This window comes from Fictibacillus sp. EA-CB0309 (genome assembly GCF_055814265.1).
In genome coordinates, this window is the sequence record NZ_CP169271.1 from 1,875,906 (window position 1) to 1,894,056 (window position 18,151).

Genomic DNA, 18,151 nt, shown 5'->3' on the forward strand with positions numbered 1-18,151 from the left:
TTTGGACATGCATGATGCTAAGATACACGTTCATAGTGTCAATCGTCCTAACATATCTATCTTTGTTGAGTCTTTTGATGAGTATGAACAAAAATTTGAACGTGCTATGAAACTTGTTGAAAATTTAAAAGGACCTGGGATTATTTATACGAATACGAGGAATGCTGCCGAACAGCTTGTTGTGGCGTTGCAAAATAATGGAGTGAACGATGTCTCATATTATCACGGCGGTATGGATCCAGATGAAAGGCTGCTTGTTCAAAAGCAGTTTCTTAAATCTCAATTGAATTTAATTGTTTGTACAAATGCATTCGGAATGGGTATAAATAAAGCAGACATTCGATATGTTATTCATTTTCACACCCCATCTACAATAGAGGGCTATATTCAGGAGATTGGGAGAGCAGGAAGGGATTCAAAACAATCTGCAGCAATTTTGCTGTATCATCCCGCTGATCTTGAAATTCCGTATCATTTTATTGATCAAGAACTGCCAGACGCTGCACAGGTCGAATATCTGTTTTCAGATCACGAACATTTAAATCAGCTTACGTTTTCAGAAAAGATGCAGCTTGCGGGTCTATCAGAAACGGGCCACCGCTTTATGGAGTATCATTTAAATAAATCGGGTCTTTTGAACAGATCAAACATTTTAGTCGAGGAGAAAACCCCGTTAAAATTGAAACTGAAAAAGAGGATCGAACAAAGAAAAGCTGAAAAGATAAAGTCCTTACAAATGGTTGAAACGTGGGCTGCCAGTAAGGATTGCAAACGAAAGGGACTGCTGAACTATTTTGGTGAAGACGAACCTGAAGAAATAGACTTCTGCTGCAGCAACTGTGAAGCTGAGATCTCCCTTTTTATGGGAATCATGACCAACTTAACACTTCGTATGAACGATGGGAAGATGAACTAAAACGACTATTCAGACAGGAAGTGTAGAAATAAGCATGAGCAGACCTGTTAAGAACAACTGGATCAATCAAATCACACCTAAAGAGCTGTTATTGAACGTTTATCTTTCACAAAGTTTATTTATAGCGGCAGCATTAGGCATAGCAATTCTATTTAAAGTTCCATTTCCCTGGTACTTACACCAGATCTCTCTCTCTGCTAATGAGTGGTTCCTCGCTATAGGAACAGGTTTGTTTTTACCTTTTTTATCAATACAGTTAAAGAAACGGCTTCACTCTGATTCTTTAGATGATGGCGGGATAAATGAAAAAATATTCAGTTCGCTTTCTTATCCGCATATTCTTATTCTGACAGGAATTATCGCTTTTGCTGAAGAATGGTTATTTCGAGGAGTACTTCAACCTTTAGTAGGCCTAGTTTTAACAAGTATCATTTTCGCTGTTTTGCATGTCAGGTATATTAAAAAACCAGTTCTATTTAGTATTGTTACTGGTCTTAGCTTTTGGCTCGGTTTGATATATGAATGGACAGAAAACATTTGGGTTCCTTTTTTCGCTCATTTTTTAATTGATTTTATATCAGGTTGCTGGATTGCAGGACAAAGCAAAAACAAAAACGATAACAAAGACAGCGAGGAATGGAGTGTGGATCAGGATGACGAATGATCAAGCTGAGAACTTAAGAAAACAAGCTGAAGATTGCCAAAATGCTGGTAACCTAAACGCTCCCTCTTTGCCGTCTAGAAGTGAAGTGCACGGAAAAAGAAGGGAAAGTCAAAAAAAGCAGAAGGAAACCAAAAAGGTAAAAAGGAAAACAACATTTTTGGCCACACGTCTACTTTTAGGCGCATTTATCCTTTTGATTGGAATTACCCTAACTTATAAAATATGGTCAGAGAATATGTATACACCTGTACATAGTGAGGACAAAAAAGGTGTTGAGCAAGTAGAAATCGAACGTTAAAGACCGTCAGGAAACTGACGGTCTTTTCTTATATATAAGCTAGGTTAATAATGATAGCAAATTAGCGTTTATTAAAAAGCATGAATCTGCTTGTATAGGCATAGTTATTTTACAGGAGGTTATGCGTATGAATGCATTGAATCACTGGAAGATAAAGCCCTTTGTAAACGAGTTGACAAGCATGGTTCTAGCGCAGCTTGTGGACAAAAAGCAGAGAAAGACAGATGGAAAAAAGCGATTAATCAGTGGGGTTTATCTATGATTTTTGTTGTGATAGCTACCTTCGTTTATCTTTATTATTATAAACTTCCCACAGCCTCAATGTTTGCAAATCCTCTAACTTTATTGTTTACGGATGAGATGGTGTGGATTTGTACAGGTTTTCTTATTTTCTCAAGCTTTTATATGATTTGGATGAAAAAGAAGTACAAAAAAGCTGACGATGATTTTGAAGCGATCAGAAAAGATTTCATAGATCGTAATGAAGAATGGTGGAGTGATGAGGATCAATGGGATCAGAGGCACATTGTTTTTGAGTTTATGAAAAAAGAATATAACATCAATATTCTTCACAAATAAGTTTTACTGACAAGGACAACCGAAAAATAAACAAGAATCCCGATCGTGGCGCTGACCTTGTATAACCACTGTCATTTCACAAAAATGATCGATTCTACCGAATGCAAGAGTTTCATGTTTTTCAGTGCAATACACTTCGATCGGAAGTCCAAGACGCATGCTGTAAGATAAATCCAGGTCTGTAATGAGAGACTTATTTTTTAATTTAGTTAATGTCATGATGTTTTTCCTCTCCTATTATTTTGGTTAATCATGTAAATTAATCATACGGTAAATTTACAAATTTTTCAACTAATCTTTTTTAAATATTCAAAAAATTTAAAGGGTGTTCTTTCACTTTAGGATGGTTTTGATTTGTATGATATGATCATTTAAACCGTTGCAGGAGGCCATAATGATCTTTATATATTTATTTATCGCTGTTGTTTTTTTACTGTTACTATATATGTATATTGAGGCACACCGAAATCGTGTCATATATGATTCAGTTAAGATTGACAAGCTGCCAAAATCATTTGAAAACTTCAGAATCTTTTTTATTTCGGATGTTCATAAACGAAGGATATCTGAAGAAGTTATTCATGCAGCACAAAAAGCAGATGTGGTCATAATCGGAGGAGATCTTGTTGAAAAAGGAGTTCCAATGAAAAGGGTAGAAGATAACATAAAGCTGCTTTCGAAATTGGGTCCTGTTTTCTTTGTATGGGGGAATAACGATTATGATGTAGAACCTGCACAGCTTGCGGCTACGATCGTAAAACAGGGAGCTCGAATACTTGATAATTCAAGTTTCAGCATGAAAAAAATAATGAGGAGATAGACTTCCTTGGCGTAAATGATACATCTTTAGGTTATTCTTCATTAGAAGATGCATTACAAGATTGCCGTTCTTCTTGCAGAGTTTTAATCAGTCATAATCCTGATATATCAAAAAGCATTGAAAGACATCACAATATCCAGCTCGTTTTAACAGGCCATACACACGGAGGGCAAATCCGTCTAGGACCGCTCGGAATAGCTAAGAGAGGCGGCTGGTATAAAGAGGAAACACACATGCTTTTAGTGAGTAACGGCTATGGTGCTACCCATTTGCCCCTCCGATTCGGTGCACCAAGTCAAACGCATTTACTTTCACTTACAAGGTAAAAAGTTTACAGTATAATGATTTATTAGATATACTCTTCTTAACCTATTTATTGGAGGAAGAACGGATGCCTAGTGAAGGGAAATATAACATTAAAGCGGTTTCTAAGATGCTTGGCATTCAAGCAGGTACATTAAGAGCTTGGGAAAGACGCTATTCTATTGTTCAGCCTAATCGTAACGAAGCTGGCCATAGATTATACACCGACGAACAAGTATACATATTAAAATGGCTAGTAAATAAAGTGAATCAGGGGTTTACAATCAGTCAAGCGGTTGACGTTGCGCAAAATGGGGAACTTTATAAAGAAGCGGTTCCATTTGCAGGTGAAAATACAGATCGAGCAGCTGAAATGAGCAACATGATATTAGATGCGCTATTAACGTTTCAAGAAAAAAAGCAAACGATCTTTTGAGTCAAGCATTTAGTATGTATAATTTGGAAAAAGTCATAATTGATATTTTGGGCACATTATTAGTACGCGTAGGACATCTGTGGGAAGAACAGAAAATCACAGTAGCGCACGAACATTTTACTTCATCCTTTTTAAGGAGTAAAATTGGACAACTTATTCAATGGCTTCCATCCGATCCTTATCTGCCAAAGGTTATTGCAGCATGCGGACTAGATGAAGAACATGAATTGGGTCTTCTTATGTTTACTTTGTTTTTAAGAAGAAAAGGATTTGAAGTTATATACTTAGGTCATGGAATACCAAAAGAAGATTTTGAGGTTGTAATTAAAGAAGTAGAACCAAAAATGGTGTTTTTCTCGTGTACGATTGCAAATAATTCTACCAAAACACTTCAATGGGTAAACGGACTGAAAGAGCAGTTCCCAAATATCGCATTTGGTGTTGGAGGATCGGCTATCAGCCAATTACCATCAGATATTCAAGAAAATTATGAACCATATCTAATCGGAAGTGCAAAAGTGGAATGGGACGACTGGATTTCTCAGAATCTGAAAAATATTTAACTTTTGGTATTATTTGCTTGGATGTTTATCACCAACTTTTTACAAACTCATATATTGATATTAAGACATAATAGCGCCGATCGTAAGGGGGACCAGAGATGCGGGTAGAACGGTTAACCTATAACAAAATAAAAATCTTCCTAACTTTTGATGATCTGAATGAACGTGGTATTTCTAAGGAAGAAATATGGCAGGATATTCGAAAGTTCATCAGCTTTTCCGTGATATGATGACTGAAGCTGATGATGAAGTAGGATTTAAAGCTGATGGTCCTATTGCGGTTGAAGTCTTTTCACTTCCAGCTCAAGGTATGGTTGTTATTGTTACTAAAGGTATCAATGAGTATGAACTTGAAGAAGAATATGATGAAGATTATATAGAAATGCAGGTTACCTTAGATGAGAACGACGAGATTTTTTACGAATTTTCATCATTTGAAGATGTTATTTTGCTTGCAAAACGTCTTCACTCTCTAGAGATTAAAGGTGGTACTCTGTATTCTTTTAATAATCACTTTTACTTAAAGTTTGAAGAAGATGAAGTCAAACCAGTAGACCTTGATCTATTCATTGCTCTTCTTGCTGAGTTCGGCAGCTCATCAACAATAACTAGCTACAGAGTAATTGAGTATGGAAAACAGTTGATGAAAACTGATGCAATCAGTGAACTGTACCGTTATTTCAAGTAAAAACAAAAGAGAGGGCGCAAATTTTTGCGTCCTTATTTATTTTGGCTTTAAGTAAGTTGTTTCAATTCTCTTCTTTAACACGTTGTTGGAGTGCAAGGTGCGTGTAGACGCAGGAGCAAGGATACTTTCTTGGATGTCCGTTTTCAAGGAGGCTCACCGCACGCCCCACGGAAAGCGAGCATCCTGTAACGGAAATCAACTACTTTCAAGGGCAACAAAGTTTGCTTAAGGAGACAATTATAAAAGATCATTTATTTTTATCATGTATATATCATTGTGAAACTAAAGAGTAAACGTGTTATGATTATTAATATTTTTTCATCCACTGAACCGTTATGACGGCAGGGAATATAATATATACATAAACTTTTGGGCTAGGAGTGACCATTACGATGAAAATTGCAGTATTATATGGCGGTGTATCTGCTGAACGCGAAGTATCCCTATCTACAGGAAAGCAGATCATTTCTGCGCTTGAAAGCAAAGGGCATGATGTTACAGGTATTGATTTCCATCCATCGCGACTCAATGACTTACTAAATCTAGAAGCAGATGTCGTTTTTCTAGGACTTCATGGTAAGTATGGAGAAGACGGCAGATTACAAGGACTGTTAGATATGCTAGAGATTCCATATGTAGGATCGGGTGCATTAGCATCAGGTATTGCTATGGATAAAGCTAAATCCAAGCAGTTCTTTAAAGATGCAGGCATTAATATCGCTAAAGAGAAGGTACTTTACAGAAAATCATATGTTGAGGATCAATTGGAGCTTTCTTTTGATTTTCCAGCAGTAGTTAAACCGAACAGAGAAGGATCTACAATAGGTCTGACAATTGCGAAAAATCATGAAGAACTTCTTAAAGGAATTGCTGAAGCGTTCCTACACGATGATACGATTCTCGTTGAGCAATTTGTAAGCGGGAAAGAGGTTACTGTAGCGGTTATGGGGGAACATGATAACTATAAAGCTCTTCCTGTTGTCGAGATCGAACCGAAAAATGCGTATTATGATTATGAATCAAAGTACGCAGAAGGTGGAAGTATCCACTATGTTCCCGCACGACTTGATGAAAAAACAACAGCGTTGTTGCAAAAACAGGCTGTTCTGGCTCATGAGGTGCTAGGGTGTGAAGTTTATTCACGTGTTGATTTTATCGTGCCTCACGATGGATCAGAACCTGTTATTTTAGAAGTAAATACGCTCCCGGGTATGACACCGACAAGTCTGTATCCTGATGCTGCAAAAGAGATTGGGATGGATTATCCGTCAATGATTGAAAAACTAATTGAACTATCACTAAAGAAATAAGAAATTATAGAGTATCTAAGGTCCCCGTTTTCAATAGAAAGCGGGGATACAAAAATTGGACATGCCGTTTCCCCATTTGATTTATAAATCATTGTTTTTTGATTTGCTTCTCACAGAAATCATATAATTAAGGCCATGAGAGCTTTGTATGGGTATACATTCTCGTCATTATGTTTTCTGTGTACCGTGGTCATACTAAAATCACTTAGAAACACTTGTTTAAAGCCTTAAAATTCAGTTAATTTCTATCATTGAAAGGCTAGAGTTATTAATTATCTACGCAATAAAATTAATAGATGCGTATAGATATAAAATCCTACTAAAAATTAACGAAAATAGCTTGATTTAGTTCAATTTATTCACTATAGTAAAGGTGTTTCATGGAAATGAAAGCGTTATACAATTAGGATGTAAAGAAGCTTGATTAAACTCTAGAGGTGACGAATATGGGAGGTAAACAAATGACAGCCCAAAATACTACAGACCAAAAATCCGACAATCATCATGAAAATGACAATGTGCTCCAATCCACGCAATCCGTAATCGCGGATGCGCTCGATAAATTAGGATACTCTTCCGAAGTTTATGAGTTATTAAAAGAGCCGATTCGAATGTTGACTGTTCGAATCCCGGTAAAAATGGATGACGGCAGCACAAAAATTTTTACAGGATATCGTGCCCAGCATAATGATGCTGTTGGTCCAACTAAGGGCGGCGTTCGTTTTCATCCGAATGTATCAGAAATAGAAGTAAAAGCGCTCTCAATCTGGATGAGCTTAAAAGCTGGAATTGTAGATCTGCCATACGGCGGAGGAAAAGGCGGAATCATTTGCGATCCGCGAACAATGTCTTTTAGAGAACTTGAAAGATTAAGCCGTGGGTACGTAAGAGCAATCAGTCAGTTAGTTGGACCTACAAAAGACATTCCTGCTCCAGACGTATTTACAAATTCACAAATTATGGCATGGATGATGGACGAATATAGCAGAATTAGAGAGTTTGATTCTCCAGGATTCATCACAGGAAAACCACTTGTTTTAGGCGGATCTCACGGACGAGAAACAGCAACTGCTAAAGGCGTTACAATTTGTATACGTGAGGCAGCAGCTAAAAAAGGTATTCAACTCGAAGGTGCTCGTGTAGTTGTACAAGGATTCGGAAACGCAGGAAGCTTCCTTGCTAAATTCATGCATGATGCTGGCGCAAAAGTAATCGCTATTTCAGATGCTTATGGCGGTCTTTTTGACCCAGAAGGCTTAGATATCGATTATTTGCTTGAACGCCGTGATAGTTTTGGAACAGTAACCAAATTATTTAAAGATACGATTACAAATCAAGAGCTTCTGGAACTTGATTGCGATATTTTAGTACCTGCAGCTATTGAAAATCAAATTACGGAAAAGAATGCACACCAGATCAAAGCTTCGATTGTTGTAGAAGCGGCAAACGGACCGACAACGCTTGAAGCGACTAGAATTTTATCTGAAAGAGGAATTCTATTAGTTCCAGATGTTTTAGCTAGTGCTGGTGGTGTGACGGTTTCTTATTTTGAATGGGTTCAAAACAACCAAGGGTATTATTGGACAGAAGAAGAAGTAGAAGAAAAGCTAGAAAAAGTTATGGTTAAATCTTTTGATACGGTATATACCACTGCGATGAACAGAAAAGTAAACATGAGACTAGCCGCATATATGGTTGGTGTTCGTAAGATGGCTGAAGCATCTCGCTTCAGAGGATGGATTTAATCTTTTGCAAACTCCTACCAAATCTCCTATCATTGATGATAGGAGATTTTTTTGGAATAATAATAAAGAATTTTTATGACGAGTTTTTTGGAGTGGTGAGAAGTGAAGATAGATGTTTGTATTATTGGCGGAGGTCCTTGCGGGTTAGCCGCTGGTGTAGCATTGCAAAAGAAGGGGATTTCGTATTGTGTAATTGAAAAAGGTAACATCGTGAATACCATTTACCAGTATCCGACCCATCAAACGTTTTTCAGCTCAAGTGAAAAACTTGAAATTGGAGATTTTCCTTTTGTACATGAACAGAGAAAGCCTAAGAGAATTCATGCGTTAACGTATTATCGTGAAGTCGTAAAAAGAAACAAGCTTCATGTACGCACTTTTGAAAAAGCGGAATCTGTTACAAAAAAATCAGATGGAACTTTTACCATTCAAACGATAAATCGAAAAAAGAAACATTGAGCTATGAGGCAAAATGGGTAATTATTGCAACTGGTTACTATGACAACCCTAATTTGATGAACATAGAAGGAGAAGACCTTCCTCACGTTTATCATTATTTTAATGAAGGCCATCCTTTCTATGATCTTGATGTAGCTGTGATCGGCGGAAAAAATTCAGCGATAGATGCAGCGTTAGAACTGGAAAAAGCAGGAGCTCGTCCGCATGTCTTTTATAGAGGCAGTGAATATTCACCAAGTATAAAGCCTTGGGTGCTTCCAGAATTTGAGGCTGGAGTGAAAACAGGTAGTATTCAAATGACATTTAACGCTTCTGTGAATAAAATTACGAATGATGGCATTTTCGTGAATGAAAGTGAAAAGGAAAAGTATTACCCTTTTCATGCGGTATTTGCCATGACGGGTTATCACCCCGACCATAAGTTTCTTTCTAATATGGGAGTCAGCATACATGAAGAAACTGGACGGCCTTTTTATTCAGAGGAAACGATGGAGACAAACGTTGAAGGGCTATTTATAGCAGGTGTTATTGCAGCAGGTAACAATGCGAACGAAATCTTTATTGAAAATGGAAGATTTCACGGTGAGATGATCGCTAAAACGATAGAAGAAGAGAAAGAAACCGATAACCTTTATGCGGGTTATCGGTTTCTTTATTGTGCTATTCAAGGAAAAGCTGCTGCAGTTTTTCAGGATCACTCGTATTTTCTAAGGCAATCATCAGCTTTAATCTCGCTTTTTGGCCATTTAAACCGTTTGAGAAGATAGCACCCAGTTCTTTTAAATGTTTTCCTCCGCCTTCATACGAATAAATATCTTGCGCAATTCCATTAAAACATCTGGAAACAAGGACAACTGGTAATCCTTTTGAAATAAGTTCTGTTATTGCAGGAACCGTTGCGGGTGGCAAGTTGCCTTGTCCTAAAGCTTCAATTACAACACCGTCTGCAGAGTTTGTTGAGGCTTTAATCAAACTGCCGTCCATTCCTGCATATGCTTTAAGTAAGACGACGTTCTTGGAGAAATTCTTTACATGAAAAGAACTTGATTTCAGTGGTGTATGATGAAACAGAACGCCTCTTTTTGTAACGATTCCGATCGGTCCATATTGAGGACTCTGAAAAGTAGCGATGTTGCTGGTGTGAGTTTTTGTTACGTTTTTTGCAGCGTGTATCTCATCGTTAAATACAACGAGCACGCCTTTTCCTAGTGATTGTTCTTCACAAGCAACCCTCACAGATGAAATAAGGTTGTAAGGACCATCTGATCCATGTTCATTGCTTGAACGCATAGCACCTGTCACGATTACAGGTATTGAAGTTTGAAGGACTAGATCTAGTACATATGCTGTCTCTTCTAGTGTATCAGTACCATGTGTAATTACTATGCCATCATACTGATCTGAATCAGTTTGAATAGAAATGAACTTGGCTAACTCCAGCATATGTGACGGTGTTATATGAGGAGATGGCAGATTAACATAGTTTTTCACCGTAATTTCTGCAATATCAGATAGTTCTGCAATGGTTGCTTCTAAAGGATGTATCTCTTTCGTATTGACGCCGCCTGTTGATTTGTTTTCTTCCATTGCGATGGTTCCGCCGGTATGAATCAGTAAAATCTTTTTCATTGTTGCTGCCCTCCCTAATTCTCAGTGTTCTCTATTCCACTTCTTAAAATATCATGTTACGATATAAAAAAACAGTAGAAAAGAGGCAGGACATGCTAGCTGTAATCTCTGCAGCGGTGGCTCCGGCTATTGCTCTATTATCCTTTTTTTACCTAAAAGATAAATATGAAACAGAACCTTTATCGTTAGTGGTCAAAGTATATATATTTGGTCTTCTTTTAGTCTTTCCAATTATGGTGATTCAGTTTGGAATAAATGAAGAGATGAACGTCCCGTTGTTTGCTGATGCTTTTTTTGTCAGTGGCACACTTGAAGAGTTTTTCAAATGGTTCTTAGTGTTTTATGGAGCCTATCTGCATGAGGAATTTAATGAACCCTATGATGGAATTGTATATGCAACAGCTTTATCGTTAGGATTTGCTTCCTTAGAAAACATTTTTTATCTTTATACGTTTGGGATCGAAGAAGCACTGGTGCGTGCACTTCTTCCGGTAAGTGGTCATGCTTTATTTGGTGTTATCATGGGTTTTTATTTAGGAAAAGGGAAGTTTTCAACTGGCAGAAAGAAAACGATTTACCTCTCGTTATCCCTTATTTTACCAGTTTTGTTGCACGGTACATTTAACTTCTTGTTATTATCCAGTACAAAATACATCTTCTTTTACATGTTCCCGTTTATGATCTTCTTATGGTGGTTTGCTCTTCGGAAAGTAAGACTTGCCAATACGGCATTAACTCCATATTCAAACGCAGATGCGAAGACCGGTATTTAGCCGGTCTTCTTTTATTTTTGTGAACAATGAGACTTTGAAAGCTGAATAAAATAAAACAGATTACAAATGATATCTGTATAACACGAAATGGAGATTAAATTACAGGAGGCTTACTTTCTCATGAAAAGAAATTCAGCTTACATAAAGGGAGTATTGTTTGCAATCGCCCTTTGTTTTGGGCTTTTTGCTGGATTTGGGCAGAACAATGCACATGCATTTTCAAACCAAGTCATACAAGTAGGAGCTACGGGTGAAGATGTGGTTGAACTGCAGTCCAGGCTTCAATATCTAGGTTTTTACACAGGTAACATTGATGGTGTTTTTGGATGGAGAACCTATTGGGCATTACGAAACTTTCAATATGAGTTTGGTTTACCAATCGATGGTTTAGCAGGGGTACAACAAAGAATAAGTTAGCCAAAGCTTCAAAGTATGATAAAGCTTGGGTGAATAGGCAGATTGATTCAGGAAAGAAATTTTCTTATTACGGCGGTGAAAAGAAAAGTGCGAAGAGTGGGGCTGCAAAAGGCGGAGCTGCAAAGGGTGGCGGAGCTAAAGGTGGGACCGCAAAAGGCACAAAAGGACCAAGTCAAGCAAAAGCTAAACCTGCTCAAGTGAAGCCGGCAAAAAATATACCTGACGGCTATTCACAGAACGATGTTAATTTGATGGCTAATGCTGTTTATGGTGAAGCTCGTGGTGAGCCATACATCGGTCAAGTTGCAGTAGCTGCAGTTATAATCAACCGAGTAAATAGTGCCTCTTTCCCTAACACAGTCTCTGGAGTAATCTTCGAACCTGGCGCTTTCACAGCTGTAGCCGATGGCCAGATCTATTTAACGCCAAATGCGCAAGCGAAGAAAGCAGTGATGGACGCGTTGAACGGCTGGGATCCGACTGGTGAAGCAGAATATTATTTTAACCCGGATACAGCTACATCAGGCTGGATATGGGGTCGTCCTCAAATCAAAAAAATTGGAAAGCATATTTTCTGTAACTAATAAAGGGGTGAAATGATATGATACGCACAATCCTAATCGTACTGTTGTTCGTTGCTGTAGCAGGAACAGGCTATTGGGGCTACAGTGAACACCAAGAAAAAATGCTGTACTTCTACAAGCTGAGAACAACTATCAGCGCGCTTTCCATGATCTGAACTTCCATATGGACTCACTTCATGACAAAATCGGTGAAACGATCGCGATGAATACTAGAAATCAGTTATCTCCAGCCCTAGCGCAAGTTTGGAGACTAACGTCAGAGGCTCATAATGATGTAGGTCAGCTTCCGTTAGCACTGCTTCCTTTCAATAAAACGGAAGAATTTTTAACGAAGATGGGCGAATTTAGTTATAGAGCAGCTGTACGTGATTTGGATAAGAATCCGCTTAGTGATAAAGAATATAACACTTTAAAAGAGTTGTACGCGAATTCAACAGAGATCCAAAACGAATTAAGAAAAACAGAATCACTTGCTCAAAAGAACAACCTTCGCTGGATGGACGTAGAGATGGCACTTGCAACTAACAAACAGCCAGACGATAACACGATTATTGACGGATTTAAGACTGTTGATAAATCTGTTGAAGGCTATTCAGATACGGACTTTGGAACAGAAGTGTCAAACATGCAGAAAATGAAAGATCGTGACCTCAGTCAGTTAAAGGGCAAAAAGATTACAAAAGAAGAAGCAAAAAAGATAGCGGTAGACTTTTTCCAATTAAAGAAGAATGTCAAGATCACTGTGGAAAGTACAGGAAAAGATGCAAAGTATGATGCTTATTCATTAACGCTTTATAACCCTGAAACAAAAGGGACAACTTATATGGACCTTACAAAAAAGGGTGGTTATCCGCTATACGTTCTTTATGACCGAAATGTTGGAAAGCCAAAGATCTCTTTAAACGAAGCCATGATGCAAGCAGAAGATTTCCTCAAAAAGCATATGGAAAGCAAAATGGAGATGGTAACAAGTGATCAATACGACAACATCGGTGTGTTCACTTTCGCCCGTCTCGTGAATGACGTAAGGATCTATCCTGAAACGGTCTCTGTAAAAGTAGCTTTAGATAATGGAGATATCATGGGTTATGAAGGTACAGATTTCCTTCTTGCCCATGTAGACAAGAGAACACCAGTGTTTAAGATATCTGAAAAAGAAGCAAGAACAAATCTAAACCCTAAGTTTGAAGTAAAAGAAATAAGCAAGGCCTTAATACGAAACGATATTAATGAAGAAGTTTATTGCTATGAGTTTCTTGGTACTTTAGGAAATGATACGTACCGTGTATTCATCAATGCTGAGAACGGCAATGAAGAAGAAGTAAGAAAGCTGAAAGAAGCTGAGCCTTCTTATAACGATATTTAATAAAGAATGTTTAAGCAAAATTTCGCAGTTTGAAATTTTGCTTTTTCTTTTATTTCCAACTGTCATAATAAGGGAAGATAGCTAAGAAATGTTTTATTTGGGGAAGTATGATGATCTCAGTTGGTGAACAGTTATTTTTAGAGCCTTTATTTTCGGACAAAAAAGATAAATACCGTTGTAAAGTATACGACATAAAAGAAGAACGTCTTTATATTGATTACCCAAGTAATGAAAAAACAAATCGTACAGAATATTTTTTTGACGGAACACAGTTTAAAGCATCCTTTGTCGATAAAGAAAAGAATGTATTTATATTTCGAACAGAGCTGTTGGGCCGGAAAATCGAAAACATACCTGTATTAATGATTACCTTGCCAAAAGTTGAAGAAATCCAAAAGATTCAGCGAAGAGAATTTGTAAGAGTTGAAACCATGCTCGATACTTCAGTTGTGAACAGCAGTGAATCTTATCCAGCATTTAATTCTGTTATTCTCGATATTAGCGCAGGAGGGATGCTGCTTTCCTTCCAATAGGACATTCGGTTAAAAGTGAGGACAAATTGGATTGTCTAGTTGTTCTGCCAATGCAGTCAGGTGAAAAAGTATATCTGGACCTTCCATGTACCGTTTTGAGAGTATTAGATGGCCACACGAACGGACGTCAAAGAGCATCGCTTCAATTTGATCAAATTACACAAAAAGACAGCCAGTTTATTATTCGATTTTGTTTTGAACAGCAGCTTTTAATGAAAAAGAAAGAGCATGTCAGTTTTTAGTTTTAATGAATGCCTGTTTTCAAGGTGGATCACCTCACGTTCCGCGGAAAGCGAAGCAACTTGGAACGGAAATCAACTACTTTTAAGAGCAACATAGTGGGGTAAAAAGCGTTGAATTGCCTGACAAAAGTGACAACGCACATAAAACCGGATAATTCGTTACTTTCAGGGAAAAATATTCCCGAAAAGAAGGTGACGGATTTGTATGAGACGATTCGAACGTATTCTAATTCAGCTTGCCATTGTTCATTTTATCTTGTTAGTTACCGCCCAAGTTTTACTTGAGATTCCTCCGTTTAAAATGTATACGAATAAAAGCATCTATTACGAAGGAGTTATCAAGAACAATCAAGAACCAGCCTTGGAAACCATAGACCGTTAAACCACATATATGGTAAGATACATATAGAGAGAATCTGATATTTTCAGATTTAACACAGAAAAAAGCAGGGGATACTCACCTGCTTTTTATTGCTATGTATGCATTGTCATAGGGATCTTGTAGGAGGAAACATGAAAAAATTATTATCAATTGCCATTGATGGCCCAGCAGGGGCTGGAAAAAGTACGGTAGCCAAGCAAGTAGCTGAGCGCCTTTCTTTTATTTATATCGACACAGGTGCCATGTACAGGGCATTAACGTATAAAGCTCTTTTAAATGGAGCGGATCTAAACGATGGAACAGCTCTTGAAGCTGTTTTAAATGATACAGATATCAAACTTGTTATTACGGATCAAGGACAAGCTGTTCTTCTTGATGGAAAAGATGTATCAGAAGAAATTCGAACGAGCGAAGTAACCAATAACGTATCTTTCGTAGCTCGTCAGCAAGAAGTTCGCACGGAAATGGTAAAAAGACAGCAACTGCTTGCCGAATCTGGCGGTGTTGTGATGGATGGCCGTGACATCGGTACACATGTAATGCCGAATGCAGAACTAAAAATCTTCTTAATTGCTTCTGTTGAAGAAAGAGCTCGCAGAAGGTACGAGGAAAACCTAGCTAAAGGGTTTGAGGCGGATTTTGAGAAATTGAAAAGTGAAATTGCTTTAAGAGATAAACGTGATAGTGAGAGAGAAGCGGCTCCACTAAGAAAAGCAGAAGATGCTATTGAACTAGATACAACAAGTATGTCAATCGAAGAGGTAGTTTCAAGCATCCTTCATTATGCTAAAGAAAGGGCACTGTAAAATGAAGCTTTATTCTTTCGGTAAATGGCTGTGCGGGACATATTTTAAAGGAACATATAAACCTGAAATCATTGGAGCGGAAAACATGCCACAAACGGGCGGTGTGCTGCTCTGTACGAATCATATCCATAACTATGATCCCCCTCTTGTTGGAGTGGCTTCACCGAGAGAAGTTCATTTTATGGCTAAGGCTGAACTTTTTCTGTACCCGTTCTTAAACATATTTTGCCGAAGATCAACGCTTTTCCTGTAAAACGTGGAATGAGTGATAAGACGGCGTTAAAAACTGGTATGAATCTTTTAAAAGAAGGTAAAGTCGTCGGCTTGTTTCCTGAAGGTACGCGCAGCAAGACGGGTGAGATCGGAGAAGGATTAGCTGGTGCCGGATTCTTTGCCCTGAAATCTGATGCACACATCGTTCCATGTGCGATCGTTGGCGAATATAAAAAAGGAAAAAGTCTAAAAATTATATTTGGCAAACCAATAGACTTTACACATTTTCGGGAGCAAAAAGCTTCCGCTAAAGAAGCCACTGAGCTTATAATGAAACATATAGGTCAGTTAAAAAAAGAGCACGAATAAACAAGATTTACTTTTGAGTTGTTTTATAAAAAAACAGCTCCATGATCGATGTTAATGTTCTTTCATTACCGAAAGTTCAATAAATTACTTTTCTAATTTTTGAGGAGGGCACGAACATGACAGAGGAAATGAGCACAAGTTTAACAAATGCTACCATGGCTGAAAAAGGTGAAATCATTAAAGGTACTGTATTAAAAGTGGAAGACAAGCACGCGTTAGTTGATATCAGCGCAAAGCAAGACGCATTTTTGCCGATTAATGAAGTTTCAAGTCTTTTTATTGAGAAGGTTAGTGATGTGTTGAATGAAGGAGATCAGATCACTGTTAAAGTACTCTCTAACACAGAGGACAAGCTTCTCGTTTCAAAAAAGCGGTAGACAGCGAAAAATCGTGGAGTGAACTGCAAGAAAAGTTTGATTCAAAAGAAACGTTTGAAGTTGTTGTTCACGATGTAGTAAAAGGCGGGCTTGTAGTAGATCTTGGAGTTCGTGCTTTTATTCCAGCTTCTATGGTGGAGTCTCATTTTGTTGAAGATTTTTCGGATTACAAAGGTAAGACACTTTCTGTTAAAATCGTCGAACTGGATGCGGAAAAAGGACGTGTCATTTTATCTCATCGTGCTGTAACGGAAGAAGAAGCTGGCGCTAAGAAACAAGAAATCTTAGATCGACTGGCACCAGGTGAGATAATTGAAGGAAAAGTACAGCGTTTAACGGACTTTGGAGCTTTCGTAGATATCGGGGGCGTGGATGGATTAGTTCATGTTTCACAGTTATCACACAATCGAGTGGACAGTCCATCTGAAGTGCTTAGTGAAGGTCAAACCGTTAAAGTAAAAGTGCTTTCCGTTGATCGCGATAATGATCGAATCTCATTATCGATAAAAGAAACGCAGCCAGGACCATGGGAAGAAGCGAGTTCTTCCATTAAAGCAGGAAGTGTAATTGAAGGCACCGTAAAACGCATCGTTACATTTGGAGCATTTGTAGAAGTAGCTCCTGGGATCGAAGGTCTTGTTCACATTTCTGAGATGGCCAACCGCCATATTGGTAACCCGAGTGAAGTTGTAAAAGAAGGTCAGCAAGTAACTGTAAAAGTTCTTGATGTAAATAGCCAAGACAAAAGAATGAGCTTGAGCATGAAAGCCGTCCAAGATGAAAAGGAAAAAGCAAACCTTAAAGAAAATCTTCCTAAAGAAGAAAAAGGGTTCTCCTTAGCAGATATGATCGGTGACCAGCTTAAAGGATATAAATAACTCATTACTTACAGCTTTCGATGATTTTTAAATCGAGGGCTGTTTTTTTGTGGTTAGAAGAAGGTGTAAAGTGGCAATAATGCTACCGAGGTGAATGACATGAATGATGGTACGTTTTTTTATTGGTTCATGTGGATGGGCTGGGTCATAGCTACGTTTCTCATCAAAAAGGGTTCAGTTAGAAATCAATCTGTATTTATTACGTTAACTGGAATTATCTTGTCAGATACCATCATTCCGTTTTCGCTTGGGAATATAAATGCAGCGTTCTTATTCTTCTTGTGTATAGGGCTGATTTATTTGATTAGACATACCGATCAGCTTCTTTATTATGTAACAGGAAGTTTTATTGTTGCTACAGGTTACGTGTCGTTAGAACTTTTTGCTCTATACGACCCAGTAAAATTATTTTTTGATAAAAAATATATGATCACTATAATTCTGACTTCTCTTCTAATCTTGCTAACCAAAACGAATAGAGATCTTTTCTACCTTCCTGTTATAGGTCTTTTTATCGGTGACACCGTTTATCAGTTATTGATCTATAAACTTAGCGGTACTATAGAAATCGGTTCGCTATATGTGATGGATTTATTGGTCTCAACTTCTATGATGCTCTTATTTATGGTAGTATTGGTAGATATGTTCAAAAAGATAAGACGTACAGCTTTTAAAAAGGTCATTTCTGCAAAACAGATTTAGAAGATATTGAGTTGTCTAAAGTGTAAAGAATTTGCTAAAATAAGTGGACTTGTCTATTTACAAGAAAATGATGGAACATATAAACGAAAATTTGATGAT

Annotated in this window: 17 protein-coding genes and 6 pseudogenes; 21 read left to right on the forward strand and 2 right to left on the reverse strand. The window is 37.7% G+C overall.

All coding sequences use genetic code 11. From position 1 onward, the window contains the following. The first annotated feature begins 7 nt into the window (after nucleotides 1–7). The 4 genes from ACEWFH_RS10435 (at nucleotide 8) to ACEWFH_RS10450 (ending at nucleotide 2,457) form a co-directional block, all read left to right on the forward strand. Nucleotides 8–916 (forward strand): helicase-related protein, encoded by a 909-nt coding sequence (locus ACEWFH_RS10435; protein WP_473727100.1) that lies wholly within the window; start codon nucleotides 8–10, stop codon nucleotides 914–916. A gap of 34 nt (nucleotides 917–950) precedes the next feature. Then, the gene (locus ACEWFH_RS10440) at nucleotides 951–1,580 is read left to right on the forward strand and encodes a lysostaphin resistance A-like protein (protein WP_473727101.1); all 630 of its coding nucleotides are present in this window, start codon (nucleotides 951–953) and stop codon (nucleotides 1,578–1,580) included. After that, on the forward strand, nucleotides 1,570–1,878 hold the full coding sequence (locus ACEWFH_RS10445) for a hypothetical protein (RefSeq protein WP_473727102.1): 309 nt from the start codon (nucleotides 1,570–1,572) through the stop codon (nucleotides 1,876–1,878). Before ACEWFH_RS10440 ends, ACEWFH_RS10445 begins: the two co-directional genes overlap by 11 nt. A 90-nt stretch (nucleotides 1,879–1,968) precedes the next feature. Next, on the forward strand, nucleotides 1,969–2,457 hold the full coding sequence (locus ACEWFH_RS10450; protein ID WP_473727103.1) for a DUF2663 family protein: 489 nt from the start codon (nucleotides 1,969–1,971) through the stop codon (nucleotides 2,455–2,457). A gap of 3 nt (nucleotides 2,458–2,460) precedes the next feature. Here the strand turns inward: ACEWFH_RS10450 and ACEWFH_RS10455 are convergent, their stop codons facing one another. After that, nucleotides 2,461–2,676, reverse strand: a complete 216-nt coding sequence (locus ACEWFH_RS10455; RefSeq protein ID WP_473727104.1) for a hypothetical protein — start codon at nucleotides 2,674–2,676, stop codon at nucleotides 2,461–2,463. Nucleotides 2,677–2,851: 175 nt separating this feature from the next. Here ACEWFH_RS10455 and ACEWFH_RS10460 point away from each other — a divergent pair, with 175 nt between their 5' ends. The 7 genes and pseudogenes from ACEWFH_RS10460 to ACEWFH_RS10490 all read left to right on the forward strand — a co-directional run. After that, complete coding sequence (locus ACEWFH_RS10460; RefSeq protein ID WP_473727105.1) at nucleotides 2,852–3,277, forward strand: metallophosphoesterase; 426 nt, start codon at nucleotides 2,852–2,854, stop codon at nucleotides 3,275–3,277. Between the two features lie 391 nt (nucleotides 3,278–3,668). Beyond that, nucleotides 3,669–4,016 (forward strand): MerR family transcriptional regulator, encoded by a 348-nt coding sequence (locus tag ACEWFH_RS10465; protein WP_473727106.1) that lies wholly within the window; start codon nucleotides 3,669–3,671, stop codon nucleotides 4,014–4,016. A 14-nt stretch (nucleotides 4,017–4,030) separates the two neighbouring features. Further along, nucleotides 4,031–4,579 (forward strand): cobalamin B12-binding domain-containing protein, encoded by a 549-nt coding sequence (locus tag ACEWFH_RS10470; RefSeq protein ID WP_473727107.1) that lies wholly within the window; start codon nucleotides 4,031–4,033, stop codon nucleotides 4,577–4,579. A 98-nt stretch (nucleotides 4,580–4,677) separates the two neighbouring features. After that, nucleotides 4,678–5,267 (forward strand): annotated as a pseudogene (locus ACEWFH_RS10475) (genetic competence negative regulator). A 392-nt stretch (nucleotides 5,268–5,659) separates the two neighbouring features. Then, a complete protein-coding gene (locus tag ACEWFH_RS10480; RefSeq protein ID WP_473727108.1) occupies nucleotides 5,660–6,577 on the forward strand; it encodes a D-alanine--D-alanine ligase family protein in 918 nt (305 codons plus the stop codon). A 461-nt stretch (nucleotides 6,578–7,038) separates the two neighbouring features. Further along, nucleotides 7,039–8,322, forward strand: a complete 1,284-nt coding sequence (locus tag ACEWFH_RS10485) for a Glu/Leu/Phe/Val family dehydrogenase (protein ID WP_473727109.1) — start codon at nucleotides 7,039–7,041, stop codon at nucleotides 8,320–8,322. A 102-nt stretch (nucleotides 8,323–8,424) separates the two neighbouring features. After that, nucleotides 8,425–9,395, forward strand: a pseudogene (locus ACEWFH_RS10490) (YpdA family putative bacillithiol disulfide reductase); the annotation flags it as partial. A gap of 46 nt (nucleotides 9,396–9,441) precedes the next feature. Here the strand turns inward: ACEWFH_RS10490 and ACEWFH_RS10495 are convergent. Beyond that, nucleotides 9,442–10,410, reverse strand: coding sequence for an asparaginase (locus ACEWFH_RS10495; RefSeq protein ID WP_473727110.1), 969 nt, complete (start codon nucleotides 10,408–10,410; stop codon nucleotides 9,442–9,444). Between the two features lie 92 nt (nucleotides 10,411–10,502). Between ACEWFH_RS10495 and prsW the strand changes: the two genes are divergently transcribed. The 10 genes and pseudogenes from prsW to ACEWFH_RS10545 all read left to right on the forward strand — a co-directional run bounded on the left by prsW (nucleotide 10,503) and on the right by ACEWFH_RS10545 (nucleotide 18,052). Then, nucleotides 10,503–11,183, forward strand: coding sequence for a glutamic-type intramembrane protease PrsW (gene prsW, locus ACEWFH_RS10500; protein ID WP_473727111.1), 681 nt, complete (start codon nucleotides 10,503–10,505; stop codon nucleotides 11,181–11,183). A 120-nt stretch (nucleotides 11,184–11,303) separates the two neighbouring features. After that, a pseudogene (gene sleB / locus ACEWFH_RS10505) lies at nucleotides 11,304–12,184 on the forward strand (spore cortex-lytic enzyme). Between the two features lie 17 nt (nucleotides 12,185–12,201). Beyond that, nucleotides 12,202–13,550: pseudogene (ypeB, locus tag ACEWFH_RS10510) on the forward strand (germination protein YpeB). A 107-nt stretch (nucleotides 13,551–13,657) separates the two neighbouring features. After that, nucleotides 13,658–14,083: a flagellar brake protein gene (locus tag ACEWFH_RS10515; protein ID WP_473727112.1), complete on the forward strand. Its 426-nt coding sequence runs from the start codon at nucleotides 13,658–13,660 to the stop codon at nucleotides 14,081–14,083. 26 nt (nucleotides 14,084–14,109) lie between these two features. After that, on the forward strand, nucleotides 14,110–14,325 hold the full coding sequence (locus ACEWFH_RS10520) for a hypothetical protein (protein WP_473727113.1): 216 nt from the start codon (nucleotides 14,110–14,112) through the stop codon (nucleotides 14,323–14,325). Nucleotides 14,326–14,530: 205 nt separating this feature from the next. Further along, nucleotides 14,531–14,707: a DUF5359 family protein gene (locus ACEWFH_RS10525; protein WP_473727114.1), complete on the forward strand. Its 177-nt coding sequence runs from the start codon at nucleotides 14,531–14,533 to the stop codon at nucleotides 14,705–14,707. A 131-nt stretch (nucleotides 14,708–14,838) separates the two neighbouring features. After that, entirely contained in the window at nucleotides 14,839–15,513 is a 675-nt protein-coding gene (cmk, locus tag ACEWFH_RS10530; RefSeq protein WP_473727115.1) for a (d)CMP kinase, read from the forward strand. A gap of 1 nt (nucleotide 15,514) precedes the next feature. Further along, nucleotides 15,515–16,095 (forward strand): annotated as a pseudogene (locus ACEWFH_RS10535) (lysophospholipid acyltransferase family protein). A 116-nt stretch (nucleotides 16,096–16,211) separates the two neighbouring features. Next, a pseudogene (gene rpsA, locus ACEWFH_RS10540) lies at nucleotides 16,212–17,350 on the forward strand (30S ribosomal protein S1). Between the two features lie 99 nt (nucleotides 17,351–17,449). Next, entirely contained in the window at nucleotides 17,450–18,052 is a 603-nt protein-coding gene (locus tag ACEWFH_RS10545) for a YphA family membrane protein (RefSeq protein WP_473727116.1), read from the forward strand. Nucleotides 18,053–18,151 lie beyond the last annotated feature (99 nt).